The sequence below is a fragment of the Comamonas sp. A7-5 genome (assembly GCF_039581385.1).
GTDB classification, from domain to species: domain Bacteria; phylum Pseudomonadota; class Gammaproteobacteria; order Burkholderiales; family Burkholderiaceae_C; genus Comamonas; species Comamonas thiooxydans.
On record NZ_JBCPWO010000001.1, the window covers coordinates 232,840 to 248,591 of the forward strand.

The window sequence follows — 15,752 nt, forward strand, 5'->3', positions numbered from 1 at the left end:
CAACAAACTTGCGCTCATCAGCCCTGCAAGCCACGTCAAAACACAGTCAATCGCATCAATTTCCATGCCGGTGCGTATGCAGTTTGAGCGAAGTTAGCCCCTGAAGCAGGCAAGAACGGCACACAGAAATTCTTCACTCTGCAACACGCAGTCATCAGGGGTACAACTGCCACGAAATGCGGGCCAAATGACAACAGACATCCGCTCCAGGTAAAGAAATCAATTCTTATAGAAAATTCACATAAAAAGAGCTCAGATGGCGGGCTTTTGAAAGCAAATTCACAGCGCTAGAATCCGCCACCAGCGCTGCCTCGTATGTTTGAAGCCGGGCACAGTTTCAGATTTCCCCCGTATGTCAGTCCTTTTCGTTTCTTGTGATCCACATTCCAGCCCGGCGCCTTGCAGCCCTGCCATTCCCGCAGTTGGAGCTGATGTATGAGTGATGGATTGCAAAGCCCCACCCAAAAGGGTGTGCAGTTGGTCGATATACGGCTGCAGCGCGGCCAGACCCAGGTGTTTGACGGCCTGAGCCTTAGCCTGACTGAAACGCGCATTGGCGTGATCGGCAACAACGGCGCGGGCAAGTCCAGCCTGTTCCGCCTGCTTTGCGGGCTCGAGCTGCCCCAGGCCGGACAAGTACTGGTGGATGGCATGCCCTTGCTGCAGGCGCGCGAGCACAAGCCCGGCCTGATCGGCCTGATGTTCCAGAATCCGGACGATCAGATCATCTTCCCTACCGTGGAGGAAGAACTGGCCCTGGGCCTTCGCCCCCAGGGCCTGAGCAAGCAGCAAGCCAGAGCCAGGGCGCGCGAGTTGCTGGCCGCACGCGGCCTGGCCCACTGGGCCGAGCGGGCCGTCAGCAGTCTGAGCCAGGGCCAGCGCCAGCAGGTGTGCTGGCTCTCGCTGCTGATTGCGGCGCCGCAACTGCTGCTGCTGGACGAGCCCTTTGCCAGCCTGGACCTGCCCGGTCAGGCCCGCTTGGCCCAGGATATTGCCACCGCACCGCAACAGGTGCTGGTCTCCACCCATGTGCTTGACCATGTGCGCGACTTTGAGCGCGTGATCTGGCTGGAGCAAGGCCGGCTGCGTGGCGACGGCCCTGGCCGCGACATCTGCAGCGCCTACGAGACCTCCGTACAGGAGCAGTTGCTGAAGAAAAGCCCGCACGGAGACCTGCATGGGTAGCCTCTACAGCGAAGTTGCGACCTGGCTGCATCGCTGGTCGGCCGGCCTCAAGCTCTTGCTGCTGGGGGTTTTCGGTACGCTGTTGTTTCTGATAGCCAACCCCTGGGCGTTGGCGTGCTGCGGCGTGGCTTGCCTGGTTCTCTGGATATCGCTGGGTCAGGCCACACAGGTGGCGCGCCGGCTGATGCGCTCGGTTATCGTCGCGGCGCTGCTGGTGGCGGGCTTTCATGCCTTCATGGGCAACCCTTTGCTGGCAGCCGTCAGCAGTCTGCGACTGATCTGCGCCTCGACCCTGGGCATTGCGCTGACCATCACCACCCGCCCCAGCGATCTGGTCGAGGTACTGGAATGGCTGCTCGCCCCGCTGGCCCGCTTGGGCATCCCCACCGAGCGCGTGGCCATGCAGCTTGCACTCATGCTGCGCTTTACCGAACATTTCTTTGTGCAATGGACAAAGCTGGACGAGGCATACCGCCTGCGCACCGGCAAAAGCGGCGGCCTGCGCCTGATTGCACCGCTGACGATTCATATGCTGCAGGCCACGCGCCGTGTAGCCGACGCCCTCTGGGCAAGACTGGGTTTCTAGGAGAGCATTGATGACTACCACTCCCTCTCACACCGTATCGCGCGGCGGCGCACGCTCCATGGCTCAGGTATCGCTGTTCGCCGCCCTGATGGCCGTGATGGGCCTGATCCCCAAGATCGACCTGCCGTTCGGCGTGCCCATCACCATCCAGTCGCTGGGCGTGATGCTGGCAGGCGTCATGCTCGGCCCCTGGCGCGGCCTGCAGTCCATGGCGCTGTTTCTCGCGGCCGTGGCCGTGGGCCTGCCCCTGTTGTCGGGCGGCCGCGGCGGCATCGGCGTCTTCATGGCGCCTTCTGCCGGCTATCTGATCGGCTATATGCTGGCCGCCGCCGTGACCGGCGCCATCATGGCCACCCTGCCGCAGAGCACGCCACGTCGCACGGCGCTGAGCGCCTTCATCGCCTCCTTGATCGGCGGCCTGCTGTGCCTGCATGCCTTTGGCGTGCTGGGCCTGATGCTGATCGCCAAGATGAGCCTGAGTCAGGCCTTTGCCGTGACGCTGGCCTTTGTCCCCGGCGACTTCATCAAATGTGTTCTCTGCGCCATCATCGTCCACACCGTGGCACGCGGAATGCCTGACTGGCGTTTTGGCGGTCGCCGGTGAACGCGCTGTCCGCTGCAGCGCCGCTGCAGGGTTTCTGGCAGCTGGTTCATGGCCCGCTGGCCTATTGGGCGCAACACCGGCCCGATGTTGTGGCCTTGCAGAGCGAGGCCGGCTCCTGGACCTTTGGCGATCTGCATGCCGAGGTCGAGCAGCGCTCGGCACGTCTGGTGGCGCAACGCGCACCGCAAATGCTGCTGCTGGATGCCAGCCGCTCAACGCTGGAGCGGCTGGTGGACTTTCTGGCCGTGATCCACAGCGGCCGCTGCGCGGCGGTTGCCGACCCCGACTGGCAACCTGCCGTGCGCCAGCGCATTGAAAGCTGGCTGCCCGCGCAGCCCTGCGAGCTGGAATCGGCAGCACCGACGGCAGCCTTTTATACCGGCTTTACCTCGGGCAGCACCGGCCTGCCCAAGGGCTTCAAGCGCCACCATCTGTCGTGGACGGAGAGCTTTCGCGTCGGCCTGCAGGATTTCGGCCCCGTCGTCGCCCAGCGCACGCTGGCACCGGGGCGCATCTCGCATTCGCTGTTTCTGTTCGGCGCCATGCAAGGCATCTGGTATGGCTGCGGCGCCGTCATGCAGGAGAAGTTCTCGGCCTCGCGCTGTCTCGCAACCCTGGCGCGCGGCGACACCCCCTGTCTGGTCGCCGTGCCCAGCCAGTTGCTGCTGATGCTGCAATGGGCCGAGCATCGGCAGCTCGCACCAATTCCCGAGGTCGAGCTGATCACCATCAGCGGCGCGCGCTGGATGCGCGCCCACACACCGGCGCTGCGCGCTCTGTTCCCCAAGGCCCGCATCATCGAGTTCTATGGCGCCTCCGAAGCCAGTTTTGTCGCCTGGATGGATGCCGATGAAGCCAGCGGCCCGCAGGCAGTGGGCAGGCCATTCAGCAATGTGGAGCTATCCATTCGCCCCACCGGCAGCGATGCCGCAGAGAATGCGCTGGCCGAGCATGACACCAGCCATGCCAGCGACGGCCTGATCTATATCCGCAGTCCCATGCTGTTCATGGACTATGTGGGCGACGCCCATGACGCCACGGCCGTGCTGCGCGATGGCGACTGGCTGTCCGTGCGCGACATGGGCCATATCGACGAACGTGGCATGCTGTGCCTGGCAGGCCGCCAAAGCCGCATGATCGTCACCCAGGGCAAGAACCTGTTTCCCGAGGAAGTGGAGAACCTGCTGGCCAGCCACCCGGCGATTGCCCAGGTCTCGCTGCACGGCCAGGCTGATGCGCTGCGAGGCCTGCAGGTACACGCTGTGCTGCAATGGAGGCCGCAGACCGAGGCGCCTTCGGCCCTGGAGCTGAACCAGTGGCTGCGCGAGCGCACCGAAGCCTTCAAGGTGCCGCGCCAGTGGTGGGTTTGCGAACACTGGCCGCAGACAGCCAGCGGCAAGACCGACCACGGCCAACTGGCCCAGGCCCTGCGCGCCAGCATGGCCGGGCCTGCGGGAGCTGCCATATCCCCTGCCCTGCTCCCCTCATTGCGGCCGTGGCAGAGTTGAGGCCCATGCCAAGCAAGACTCCCATCATTGCCTGGGCCCGCAGCCCGGTGGCTCCGCTAGGCTCGGCCCTGGCCCAGCTCAGCCCTCATGAACTGGGCCGGCCGCTGCTGCTGTCACTGCTGCAGCAAAGCGGATTGCCGGCCCATGCCGTGGATGCGGTCGTCGTCGGCAACGCCCTGGGAGCTGGCGGCAACCCGGCGCGCATGCTGGCACTGGCCTCAGGCCTGCCCGATGGCTGCGCCGCGCACACCATCGATACCCAGTGCTGCTCGGGCCTGGATGCGGTGGCCATGGCCGTGGGTCTGCTGCAATCGGGTCAGGCCGAGGTGGTGATTGCCGGCGGCATCGAGGCCTGGAGCCGCGCCCCCATTCGCCAGACCCGCCCGCTACTCCCAGGCGAGCAGCCCCAAAGCTACGAGCGCCCGCCATTTGCCCCCGAGCCCGCGAGGGACCCCGATATGTTGCAATCGGCTGCCGACTATGCGCTCACGCATGGCTTCAGCCGCAGCCGGCAGGAGCAGTATGCGCTGCTGAGCCACAGCCGGGCCCTGGCCGCCCAGGCTCAACTCGCCCCGGAAATCGTGCCCGTGGCCGGACTTGTGGCCGACGCCTATCCGCGTGCGCTGCAGCCCGCTCGTGCCGCGCGCATGCCGGTGCTGGCCCGGGGCAGCTGTGAGGGCGCGAGTGCCGACGACATCGCGGCCCACGCACTCAGCCCCCTGACCGTCTCGGCCAAGGCCGATGGTGCGGCCCTGATCCTGCTGGCCACGCCCGAGGCCTGCGCCCGCTGGAATCTGCAGCCCCGCGCACAATGGCTGGCCAGCGCCAGCGTGGGCGCCGCGCCCGAAACACCGCTGCTGGCGGCCATTGCGGCGGCGCAGATGGCGCTGGCCCGTGGCAGCCATGCGCTGGCCAGGCCGCACAACTCACCGTTGCTGGCCCGGGATCTTTCGGCCATCGAACTGCATGACGCTTTTGCCGTGCAAGGCCTGGCCTTTTGCACCGCCATGGGCCTTGCGCCCGAGCAGATCAACAGCGCAGGCGGCGGCCTGGCGCGCGGTCACCCGATAGGCGCGTCAGGCGCGATTGCCCTGGTGCGCTGCCTGGCTCAGCTTGAGGATCAGGCCCAGTCATCGACACCCAAGGCCGCACTCGCCCTGGCGGCCATCGCCGGTGCCGGCGGCATCGGATCGGCAACCCTGGTGCAATGGCTGCAAGCCGCTCCCTGAATTCATTTTTGATAGCTATTACCCCATGTCCAGCAACGGTTCAGTCGTAAAAACATCTGAAGGCTTCGACTTGCCGGCAGGCATGGCGCTGATGCAGCAGCGCCGCTCCACACGTGCTTTTCTGCCCGATGCCGTGCCTGACGCGCTGCTGGAGCAACTGCTGTTGACGGCGCGCCAGGCGCCCAGCGGCGGCAATCTGCAACCAGGCCAGCTGATCGCGGTACGCGGCAAGCTGCGCGAGCAACTGACTGCCGCCCTGCTGCAGGACGTTGAAAGCCAGGTGCCCGAATGCGAGGACTACGCCTACTTTCCGCGCCCCATGCCCATGCAGCTGCGCAAGCGCCAGGTGGCTTCGGCACAAGCGCTTTACGGCGCCCTTGGCGTGGCGCGCGACGACCGCGCCGGGCGCGAAGCGCAGTTTGCGCGCAACTACCGCTTCTTCGATGCACCCGTGGCGCTGGTCGTCACCATCGACGCCCATTACGGCCCCGGCGGCTACATGGATCTGGGCATGACGCTCTACGGCCTGCAACTGGCCGCCGCCGCCATGGGCCTGGGCAGTTGCGCCATCGGTGCCCTGGCCTCATACCCGGCCACCGTGCGCCGCGTGCTGGGCCTGGCCGAGAACAAGCACATCGTCTGCGGCCTGGCCCTGGGCTGGGCCGACGAGTCCGCCCCCGTCAACCAGACCCAGACCACGCGTGCGCCGCTGGGCGAGTGGTTTCAGGTCATGGAATAGCAGCAAAAACAATAGCTGCCAGCGCCAGCAATTACACGGTTTTCCAAAAAAAAAGCGAAAACCATTGTGCAGCCAGCGCAAAAAGCTATCAACTAGAGAGCAAAAAAAGCGCTGCAGGTGCAGCGCTTAGTTAAATGCCTTCAATCAGGCAAACCCCATCAAAGAGACGCCGAGCAAGAGCCGCCTCGCAGCGATGGCGTCGTCCCCCTCAGGGGGAAGCCGCAAAGCGGCTCAGGGGGAGCGTTCAGAACGCCGGGAAGACCGATCCCTTGAATTCCTTGTCGATGAACTGGCGCACCTCGTCGGAATGATAGGACTTGATCAGCTGGGCGACCCAGGGCTGATTCTTGTCGGCATCGCGCACCACCATGATGTTCACATAGGGGTTCTTGGCCGACTCCAGCGCAATCGCATCCTTCTTGGGGTTCAGACCAGCCGAGATCGCGAAGTTGGTGTTGACGGTGGAAGCATCCAGATCGTCCAGCGAACGTGGCAATTGGGCCGCATCCAGCTCGACGAACTTGAGCTTCTTGGGGTTGGACACTACATCCAGGGGTGTCGCCTTCAGGCCAGCCCCCTCCTTGAGCTTGATCAGACCCTGGGCCTGCAGCAACAGCAGCGCGCGGCCGCCATTGGTGGGGTCGTTGGGGAGGCCGAACTTGGCGCCGGTGGGGAGCTCGGACAAAGCCTTGATCTTCTTGGAGTAGATGCCGATAGGGAAATTCACCGTGTCGGCCACCCAGCTGATCTTGTAGCCACGATCCTTAAGCTGAGCATCCAGATAGGGGCGGTGCTGGTAGCTGTTGGCATCCAGGTCGCCGGCGGCCAGCGCCGCATTGGGCTGGACATAGTCGCCGAACTCGATGACCTTGAGGTTCAGACCGTTCTTGGCAGCAACCTTTTTGACCACTTCCATGATCTGCGCGTGGGGGCCGGCGGTCACGCCGATCTTGATGGTCTTGTCCTGGGCCTGGGCGGCAAAACCCAGGGTGGCCGCAGCAGCCACGGCCAATGTGGTGCGCAAAAGCGAGCGCTTGTTCAACATGCAGATTCCTTGTGCCAAAGATTGAGAGTGGCTAAGACTGTAGCGTCAGTTTCATGTGCCGGAGCGCTGTTTCTTAGACAGATTGCTCAGATGCAAACTACAGATTGGCAATGCAAGCCGCAACGGCTTGCATGCAGCAACCCAAGCGCCCACAAAAAAGCCCGCTCCTTCACGGTAGCGGGCTTGTCTGCATGCACAGGCTGTCAAAGATCGGACATCGTGGGTGCTGCCAGCACCTGCTGGGCCACCACGTCGAGCACAGCATGGGACTCATCCTGCCTGTCGATCCAGACCTTGGGCGTGAAGCTGCCGCGCAAGGCAATCGCATCGCCTTCGGAGAGACTGCGCAGCACGGCGCAGGGTGCGTTGTCGAAAGCGACGATATTCACGGGAATCGAGGAGCCGTCGCCGGCATTGGCTCGCATGCGGGCCACCATATAGGGGCGGCGGTTGCGGTCTACGCGACTCTCGGGGATGCCGGTCAGTCGGCCGGTAATCAAACCATCCATCATTTGCTGTTATCTACCCAGAAAAAATCATGGCCGCCCTTGAGCAAGAGCGGCCTTTCAAAAAATCTCGAACCTGCATTTTAGGGCGGTGCCTGTTTCCAGGTAGCAGCCCTTTTCTTAATTTTTTGTAATGTACGCCAGTGCTCAGCGATGGCTCAGACGGCGCACGGCCCAGTCGCCCAGGCTTTGAATGGCTTGAACAAAGAAGATCAGGATGATCACCACGACCAGCATCACGTCGGGCAAGAAACGCTGGTAGCCGTAGCGAATACCCAGGTCGCCCAGGCCACCACCGCCGATGGCACCCGCCATGGCCGAGTAGCCGGTCAGGCTGACGAAACTGATGGTCAGACCCGCGACGATGCCAGGCAGCGCCTCGGGCAGCAGCACCTTCCAGACGATCTGGCCGGTGGTCGCGCCCATGGACTGGGCCGCTTCGATCAGGCCTCCATCGACTTCACGCAAGGCAGTCTCCACCAGACGGGCCACAAAAGGCGCCGCCGCAATCGTCAACGGCACCACGGCCGCCCAGGTGCCGATGGAGGAGCCGGTGATCAGACGCGTCAGCGGAATGATGGCCACCAGCAAGATGATGAAGGGGGTGGAGCGCAGCGCATTCACGATCCAGCCGACAACCTTGTTGGCCGGGCCGTTCTGCAAGATGCCCCCATGGTCGGTCAGGCGCAGGAAAACGCCCAGCGGAATACCGATCAAGCCGCCGATCAGGCCCGAGACGCCAACCATGATCAGCGTCTCCCAGAAGGAATCCAGCAGCAGCTGGAGCATCATTTCCGAAAAATTCTCAAACATCGCTCTCAATCCTTGCTGGACACGATCTGCACTTGCACACCGCTGGCACGCAGGTGCTCCACGGCCGCGTCAATCTTGGCGGCCTCGCCGCTGGCGTACACCGCCAGCGAACCAAAGGTCTGCTCCTGGATCTCGTCGATCTGGCCGTGCAGAATCGATAGATCCAGACCCAGCTCGCGAATCAGGTGCGACAAAATGGGCTGATAGGCGCTCTCACCCGCATAGGAAAGACGCAACAGCTGGCCTTGCTGGCCGGGCTGCAACTGTGCTGCCAGCTGGTTCACACGCGTCATCACCGACTCGGGCAGTTGCTGCGGCACGATTTCGTCGATCAGGCTCTTGGTGATCGCCTTCTGAGGCCGGGTGAAGACATCGATCACAGGCCCCAGCTCGGCGATCTCGCCGCCGTCAATCACGGCCACGCGGTCGGCAATCTGCTTGATCACCAGCATCTGGTGGGTGATCAGCACCACGGTAACGCCCAGCTCGCGATTGACCTTGCGCAGCAGGTCCAGAATGGAGCGCGTGGTTTCGGGGTCCAGTGCCGACGTGGCTTCGTCGCTCAGCAGAACCTTGGGGTTGCTGGCCAGCGCCCGGGCAATGCCCACGCGCTGTTTCTGCCCACCGGAAATCTGGGCCGGATAGCGATCGGCCAGATGATCCAGGCCCACCAGCTCCAGCAGCGGCGTCACGCGCTGGTAAATCTCGTCCTTGGAAATACCGGCCAGTTCCAGCGGCAGTGCCACGTTGTCATACACGGTGCGCGAAGACAGCAGATTGAAGTGCTGGAACACCATGCCGATGTCGCGGCGCGCAGCGCGCAGCTCGCCGTCGGACAGCTGCATGAGGTCGCGTCCGTTGACGATGACCTTGCCTTCCGTGGGGCGGTTGAGCAGATTCAGGCAGCGCACCAGCGAGCTTTTGCCCGCGCCGGAGCGGCCGATGATGCCGAATACTTCGCCCGAAGCGATTTCCAGATTGATGCCACGCAAGGCGTGCACCGGGCCCTTGGGGCCTTGGTATGTCAGGGATAAATCCCGAATTTCTATCATGAAAAATATCGCGAATTACGCATTAACAATGCGATTGACGCTATAAAAAGTGATTGATCCCATCCCAGCTGCAGCGCTGCCGGGCAGCGGGCAATGCAGGCCTTCGTTCTGGTAGATGCCGGCAGATCAAGCCAGCCTACTTTTAGTAGTAACCCTCAATAATGCCTGAGTCTAGGCAAACCTGAGAGCAACTGGGACAAGTGAATTCACTTATGCGCCCCAGCAAGCCATCAAACGCAGGCCTTGCCCGGGCCTGTCCCCACTGGCGGCACGGCACTGCAGGCCTTAGCATGCTTGCATCTGCCTCTGGTTTTCTCTGCCACCCTATGCAGCCGCTCCACCTGCCCATCCGTGTTGAATGCCCACCCGGCGCCTGTGACTGCCGGCGCGAGCAGCTGCTGAGCATGCCGGATGCCGATCTGCGCATTCTGCAGCTCACGCGCGAGGAAGAGAAAAAGCTGCTGCAGCGCCTGGAGAGCATCAGCAGCCTGGTCGATCTCGAGCATATGCAGCAGCGCATTCACACGCTCCTGGGCCTGGAGATACGTATCACCCCAGGCAACAACGAGGTCCGCACCATGCGCGGCATCCAGATCGATCTCGGCGACCTGCCGGGTCTATGCCGCAAAACACGTCAGAGCATTCCCGCCGCGATCCGCAAGGGGCTCGAGCGCAAGCCCGAGATTGCCTGGGCCCTGCTGGATGCGCATGACCTGTTTGGCATGCCCGGCAACTGAGCCAAGCAAGGGCAACGCCCGGCAGCAAAGCAGGCACTTCGTCACTTGAGCCTTGGGACACCGGTAGTCCTTACGGCCTACGCCGCCCGGCCCATGGTGGCCTTTCGCTTTCAAAAGCATCACGCCTGATATTCCTCAAGCGCATTTTCATCTTGGTTTTCCCTAGGTCAATCACCACAGGTTTTCCCTTGCTTGCCCGAGTCAGCGCAGAGCTGGAGCAGCAGTCTGTCTCTGAGGTGACTTCGATAGACCTTACGGGCTAGTCCAAACGAGCGATGGTGAGCCGCAAAGCTCGCTTGAACATTGAATTCATCGACAGGCGTCAAGTCAGCGACTAGCTGACCTGGACTAGACCTTGGCCCGATTCGCGGGCAGATCGATAGTGCAAATGCTGCACACATACATCTTTGAGGATTCGTGATGGAAAGCAACCTGAGCTACCGCGCCCTGATCGCGCTGACCGTGACCAGCGTCATGGCTGGTGCAGCAGCCGCCAAAGGCAGCCCCGAAGAAATTGAAAAGCTGGGCAAGTCCTTGACCTGTATCGGCGCCGAAAAGGCCGGCACCGCCAGCGGCGTGCCCGAATACACGGGCAAATGGCTGGGAACACCACCTGGAATTCAGTACACGCCGCATGCGGGTCAGCACCCTGTGGACCCCTATGCCAGTGAAAAGCCTCTCTTCTCCATCACGGCCGAGAATGTCGCCAAGTACGCCGCCAATCTGACCGAAGGCCAGAAGGCCATGTTTGCGCGCTACCCCAAGACCTTCAGCATCCCCGTGTATCCGGGCCACCGCGACTTCCGCTATCCGGACTTTGCCTGTGCCTCGGCCAAAGCCAATGCGCAGAACGCCGTGATCAGCGCCGACGGAATGGGCGCCGACAACGCAGTCAAGGGGGCCATACCGTTCCCCTTCCCCAAGACCGGCATGGAGCTGGCCTTCAACAACCTGTTTCCGCTGCGCTCGTTCACCGAACACACACTGCGTGACAACGCCTACGTGATGCAGGATGGCTCCACCGTCTTTGGCCGCGCCGACAACCGCAGCATGAGCTTGCTGAACTCCCCCGAGCAGGCCGGCAAGCCGCTGGAAGGCACCATGGCCCAGGGCATGAATGCGGTCAAGCTGCCCGAGCGCGAAAAAGGCGGGGTCAGCGTCAGCCGTGAGCCGGTCAACTTCGGCAAGGACAAGCGTCTGGGCTGGAGCTATGACCCGGGTACACGCCGGGTGCGCCAGATTCCCGAGTACGGCTTTGACCAGCCCATGGGCGGCGGCGTGGGCGCCAAGATGACGATTGACTCCGACCGTCTCTTCAATGGCTCGCCCGAGCGCTACAACTGGAAGAATCTGGGCAAGAAGGAAATCTACATTCCCGCCAATGCGTACAAGATTCACGCCAATACCGTGAAGTACGCCGATCTGCTCAAGCCCGGCCATGCCAACCCCGACTACATGCGCTATGAACTGCGCCGCGTCTGGGTGCTGGAAGCCACGCTCAAGGAAGGCTATCGCCATCTCTATGGCAAGCGCGTGCTTTTCCTTGACGAAGACACCGGCCACGCCGTGATGAGCGACTTCTATGATGCACGCGGCAATCTGTGGCAGCAAGGCCTCATCAATTACTACTACGCGTTCGACTCCAACGCCTGGCATGCAGGCACGGCCTTCTACCACGACCTGATTGGTGGCGGCTACGTGGCCTACAACATGTTCCAGGAGCGCCCCAAGGGCCCCGTGCTCAACAAGGGAGACATGAACCCATCCATGTTCACCCCTGAAGCCACGCGCAACGCCGGCACCTGAGCACGCCCGGCACCAAGACCATCGCCTGAGCATGCGTCACCAACTGCTCGCGGGAGACAAGTCCGGGCCTCGATGAAGAAAGCGCAGGCCCCGGACATCACTGCAAAAACACTATCTCAATCACATGTCAAATTTGAACCGCGCCGGGCTGCGCGCCATGGCGACTGCTGCATTGGGCCTTTGCCTCGGCATGGCCCATGCCCATGCCCAGACTTCCACAGCCACCGAAGACCAGGCTCTGGACAGCCTGATCCGCGAGGCCATGCTCTACGCCTACCCCTATCAGGAATTCATGAAAATGCGGCATGAGGCCCTGGAGGTCAAAGACTCACCCACCGCCACCACGCTCAACCACTTCCGCCACTCGCGCCACCTGGCCACGCCCAAGGACCGCTGGGCCAACGGCCCGATTCGAGACACCTTCTACTCCACCTCCTGGCTGGATCTGGAGAAATCTCCACTGGTGCTGTCTCTGCCTGAAACCCATGGCCGCTATTACGTGATCGCCATGATTGGCGCAGACCTCAATACCTTCTCCTACGTGGGCAGGCGCATTGGGGGCACAAAGTCACGCAAGGTCGCCCTGGTCGGCCCGCGCTGGAGCGGCAAGATTCCGCAGGTGGATCAGATCGTCAGAGCACCCACACGCGATGTCTACCTGAATCTGCGGGTGCTTGTCACCGGCGAAGACGACCTCAAGGCCGCCCATGCTGTTCAGGACGGCTTTCGCATAGCGCCGGTGCTCCCAACGACCGAGGACGGCCCGCGTCTCAAGCCCCGAGCGCAGGACTGGGGCCGCTTTGTCGATGTGGCCAACGAGGCTCTGGTGCGCAACCCTCCTCCCGGCACGGAACAAAAGCTGCTTGAGCGCTTTGCCCGCGTCGGCATCTGTGGCGCGGCCTGCAGCTGGGACAAGCTGCCAGAGCCCGTGCAGCAGCGCTGGCTGGCACTGGCCCCCGAGATCGAGAAAAACGAGCTCAAGAATCGCCTGAATGCCGACCGCAAGACGGCAGACCCTAGACGCAGAAACGGCTGGACGCCTTATCGCCTGCCTGACGGGTTTGGCAGCAACCACGCCATGCGTGCCCAGTCGGCAGCCATGTCGGGCGGCATCCTGGGCCTGGAGGCCGCAGAAGCCACTTATTTCGCTGCCAGTGTGGACGGTAACAATCAGGCTCTCGGCAAGGGACAGGCATACCGCCTGCATCTGCCCCAGGGTCGCCTGCCCGCCGATGCCTTCTGGTCCATCTCTCTTTATGAATTCGTGACTGGTGGTCAGTACATGGTGGACAACCCCATCAACCGCTACTCCATTGGCGACCGTACCAAGGGCATGAAGTTCAATGCCGACGGCAGTCTGGACATCTGGCTGCAACCCACGGACCCCGGCCCCGAAAAGCGTGCCAACTGGCTGCCGACACCCAAGGAAAACCTGTTTTACCTGATGGCCCGTGCCTACCAGCCTTGGCCCGAGGTGCTCGATCCCTCCTGGATTCTGGAGCCCGTTCAACCCATCAAGCCCGAATAGTCGCAAGAGGTTTCTTCATGAAAAAACACTCACAACATTCCTTGAGCATTCTGAGCATGGCGCTGGCACTGAGCCAGTTGGGCATGGGCACTGCACAAGCCCACGAGCCGGATGATCGCGCTGTCTCGGGCATCCAGAATCCGGCCTATATGGCAGCACGGGCCCAGGTCTACAAAGCCAATCCCCAGATGGTCCAATCCATCAAGGAAGGCGGAGGCTTTGGCGCCGAGCTATCGATCGCGGTGGCCAACAATATGTACAGTCGCACCAACCAGAACGCGATTGCCGACGCACGCGCCAAGCTCAAGGTACAAGAGCTGGCCCCGCGCACCTGGCTGCTGCGCTTTCCCATCGTCAATGTGGTGGTGTTTGAGACCGATGAAGGTCTGGTACTGGTCGATAGCGGCTATGCACCCGCCGGTCCCGCGCTGGCAGAAACGCTGAAGAAGCTCAGCAACAAGCCGCTGCACACCGTCATCCTCACTCATTTTCATGCCGACCATGCCTTTGGCGCCTGGGCCTTGATGGACCAGAAACCGCATGTAGTGACCGAGCAGCGTTTCATCACGCAGATGGAGCTTGATATGCGCAGCAACGGTCTGATTGCGCGCAATAACCAGCAAAGCGTGGCAGATGTGCCCCGCACCTGGGCAGATGCAGTTCGGCCCACCCAGACTTTCAGGGACAAGACCACACTCAAAATTGGCGGCGAAGACTTTGTGCTGACCCATGCCCGCGGCGAGACCGAAGACCAGATATGGGTTGCCGTGCCGGGCCGCAAGATTGTGGCCAGTGCAGACTACTTTCAGGACTTCTTGCCCAATGCCGGCAACGGCAAGCGCCGCCAGCGCTACCCCGAGGAATGGGCCCAGGCTCTGCGCGATATGGCAGCCCTCAAGCCCGAGCTGCTGCTGCCTGCCCATGGCCCGGCCATCACCAAACCCGAGGAAATTCAGGACCGACTGCCCGCCCAGGCCCAGATGCTGGATAGCATCTCCAAGCAAGTGGTGGCTGGCCTCAACAGCGGAGTACGCCGCGATCAGGTCATTGAAAAAGTGGCGCTACCGCCGGAGCTGGCCCGGCGAAGCGATGCGCGCGAGCTCTATGTCTCGGCCAAGGACATAGGCCGCATGGTGGTCAGCGAGTACAGCGGCTGGTGGGACGATATTCCATCGCACTGGCGCCCGGCGCCCCTGGCCAATGAGGCCAAAGAAATCGTGCAGCTAGCTGGCGGTGCCAGGCCGGTGATTCAGCGTGCTGTGGCGCTGGCAGACAGCAATCCGGAGCTGGCCTCCCATCTGGCCGACTGGGCCTGGTATGCAGACAGTGATGACCCCGAGGTAGTCCAAGGAACGCTGAATGTCTATGCCAGACGTGTCGCCAAGCCTCTGCCCACACAGGAAGTGCTGGTCTATGCCGAGCACATGGTGCGCCTGCAGCTCAAGCTCAATGAGCTGAACAGCACACGCGCGGCCAGCGCCAGTCAGAGCAGCAAAGCGCATTAATCACTGCTGCAGACCCTGCGGAAGCTGCCCATTCTTGGCAAAGGCATTGATGGGCAGCTGAATATAGGTACGGCCATCATCCTGTGCAGGCGGCAGCTTGCCGGCACGCACATTGACCTGCACCGAGGGCAGAATCAGCGTGGGCATCTCCAGCGTGGCATCGCGTGCGGTGCGCATCTGCACAAACTCCGCCTCGCTGACGCCATCATGCACATGGATGTTGCTGTCGCGCTGGGCCTGTACCGTGGTCTGCCATTGCGGCTTGCGCCCAGCCGGCGGGTAGTCGTGGCAGACCCAAATGCGGGTCTGTCCAGGTAGTTCCAGAATGCGCCGAATCGAACGATAGAGCGTCGCCGCATCGCCGCCGGGAAAGTCGGCACGTGCCGTGCCCACATCGGGCATGAACAAGGTATCGCCCACAAACACGGCATCCTCCACACGGTAGGCCATATCGGCCGGAGTATGGCCGGGCACATGCATGGCCAGCAACTCCAGCTGACCCAGAGGCAGACGTTCGCCATCCTGCACCAGATGGTCGAACTGGCTGCCGTCAGGCAAGAAGCTGCGCTCGAAGTGATAGATGTTGCGAAACGCGGCCTGCACATCGCGGATATGGGCACCGATCGCCACCTTGCCGCCCAGATGGTGACGAATATGCTGGGCCGCGGAGAGATGATCCGCGTGGGCGTGAGTCTCCAGAATCCACTGCAGCTGCCAGCCATTGCCTCGCACATGGTCAATCAGCTTGTCCGCGGAACAGCTGCTCAGGGTGCCGGATTTAGGCTCGAAATCCAGCACCGGGTCAATCACTGCGGCCTGACCACTGATCGTATCGGCCAGAACATAGCTCACGGTACCGGTAGCCGCATCAAAAAACGGCTCGATATGCATCACATTGGCGGACATGGT

General features: G+C 62.4%; 15 protein-coding genes. 10 read left to right on the forward strand and 5 right to left on the reverse strand.

The genetic code is table 11. The features are described from left to right. Positions 1 to 435 precede the first annotated feature (435 nt). Genes AAIL67_RS00980 through AAIL67_RS01005 form a run of 6 tightly spaced genes read left to right on the forward strand, consistent with a single transcriptional unit; the run spans position 436 to position 5,851 of the window. Positions 436 to 1,185, forward strand: a complete 750-nt coding sequence (locus tag AAIL67_RS00980; RefSeq protein ID WP_343483167.1) for an ABC transporter ATP-binding protein — start codon at positions 436 to 438, stop codon at positions 1,183 to 1,185. Next, positions 1,178 to 1,771 carry an energy-coupling factor transporter transmembrane protein EcfT gene (locus AAIL67_RS00985; protein WP_343483168.1) on the forward strand — a complete coding sequence of 198 codons (594 nt, stop codon included), beginning with the start codon at positions 1,178 to 1,180 and terminating at the stop codon, positions 1,769 to 1,771. Before AAIL67_RS00980 ends, AAIL67_RS00985 begins: the two co-directional genes overlap by 8 nt. Before the next feature lie 10 nt (positions 1,772 to 1,781). Next, entirely contained in the window at positions 1,782 to 2,375 is a 594-nt protein-coding gene (locus AAIL67_RS00990) for a biotin transporter BioY (RefSeq protein ID WP_343483169.1), read from the forward strand. Further along, on the forward strand, positions 2,372 to 3,883 hold the full coding sequence (locus tag AAIL67_RS00995) for an AMP-binding protein (RefSeq protein WP_034352012.1): 1,512 nt from the start codon (positions 2,372 to 2,374) through the stop codon (positions 3,881 to 3,883). Before AAIL67_RS00990 ends, AAIL67_RS00995 begins: the two co-directional genes overlap by 4 nt. Before the next feature lie 5 nt (positions 3,884 to 3,888). Next, positions 3,889 to 5,112, forward strand: coding sequence for a beta-ketoacyl synthase N-terminal-like domain-containing protein (locus tag AAIL67_RS01000; protein WP_343483170.1), 1,224 nt, complete (start codon positions 3,889 to 3,891; stop codon positions 5,110 to 5,112). A 25-nt stretch (positions 5,113 to 5,137) separates the two neighbouring features. Continuing rightward, entirely contained in the window at positions 5,138 to 5,851 is a 714-nt protein-coding gene (locus AAIL67_RS01005; RefSeq protein ID WP_052088205.1) for a nitroreductase, read from the forward strand. 244 nt (positions 5,852 to 6,095) lie between these two features. Here AAIL67_RS01005 and AAIL67_RS01010 read toward each other — a convergent pair whose 3' ends face one another. The 4 genes from AAIL67_RS01010 to AAIL67_RS01025 form a co-directional block, all read right to left on the reverse strand. Beyond that, positions 6,096 to 6,896: a MetQ/NlpA family ABC transporter substrate-binding protein gene (locus tag AAIL67_RS01010; RefSeq protein ID WP_182286771.1), complete on the reverse strand. Its 801-nt coding sequence runs from the start codon at positions 6,894 to 6,896 to the stop codon at positions 6,096 to 6,098. A 203-nt stretch (positions 6,897 to 7,099) separates the two neighbouring features. After that, entirely contained in the window at positions 7,100 to 7,408 is a 309-nt protein-coding gene (locus AAIL67_RS01015) for a single-stranded DNA-binding protein (protein WP_012838140.1), read from the reverse strand. A 141-nt stretch (positions 7,409 to 7,549) separates the two neighbouring features. After that, positions 7,550 to 8,215 carry a methionine ABC transporter permease gene (locus AAIL67_RS01020; protein ID WP_003070061.1) on the reverse strand — a complete coding sequence of 222 codons (666 nt, stop codon included), beginning with the start codon at positions 8,213 to 8,215 and terminating at the stop codon, positions 7,550 to 7,552. Between the two features lie 5 nt (positions 8,216 to 8,220). Beyond that, complete coding sequence (locus tag AAIL67_RS01025) at positions 8,221 to 9,267, reverse strand: methionine ABC transporter ATP-binding protein (protein WP_003070063.1); 1,047 nt, start codon at positions 9,265 to 9,267, stop codon at positions 8,221 to 8,223. A 326-nt stretch (positions 9,268 to 9,593) separates the two neighbouring features. Here AAIL67_RS01025 and AAIL67_RS01030 point away from each other — a divergent pair, with 326 nt between their 5' ends. From AAIL67_RS01030 to AAIL67_RS01045, 4 genes are all read left to right on the forward strand, one after another. After that, positions 9,594 to 10,004 carry a hypothetical protein gene (locus AAIL67_RS01030; RefSeq protein ID WP_343483355.1) on the forward strand — a complete coding sequence of 137 codons (411 nt, stop codon included), beginning with the start codon at positions 9,594 to 9,596 and terminating at the stop codon, positions 10,002 to 10,004. 420 nt (positions 10,005 to 10,424) lie between these two features. Continuing rightward, positions 10,425 to 11,810, forward strand: coding sequence for a DUF1329 domain-containing protein (locus AAIL67_RS01035; RefSeq protein ID WP_034351997.1), 1,386 nt, complete (start codon positions 10,425 to 10,427; stop codon positions 11,808 to 11,810). Between the two features lie 124 nt (positions 11,811 to 11,934). Then, on the forward strand, positions 11,935 to 13,338 hold the full coding sequence (locus AAIL67_RS01040) for a DUF1254 domain-containing protein (RefSeq protein ID WP_343483171.1): 1,404 nt from the start codon (positions 11,935 to 11,937) through the stop codon (positions 13,336 to 13,338). A 17-nt stretch (positions 13,339 to 13,355) separates the two neighbouring features. Beyond that, a complete protein-coding gene (locus tag AAIL67_RS01045) occupies positions 13,356 to 14,843 on the forward strand; it encodes an MBL fold metallo-hydrolase (protein WP_343483172.1) in 1,488 nt (495 codons plus the stop codon). Here the strand turns inward: AAIL67_RS01045 and AAIL67_RS01050 are convergent, their stop codons facing one another. Next, positions 14,844 to 15,749 (reverse strand): MBL fold metallo-hydrolase, encoded by a 906-nt coding sequence (locus AAIL67_RS01050; RefSeq protein ID WP_343483173.1) that lies wholly within the window; start codon positions 15,747 to 15,749, stop codon positions 14,844 to 14,846. Positions 15,750 to 15,752 lie beyond the last annotated feature (3 nt).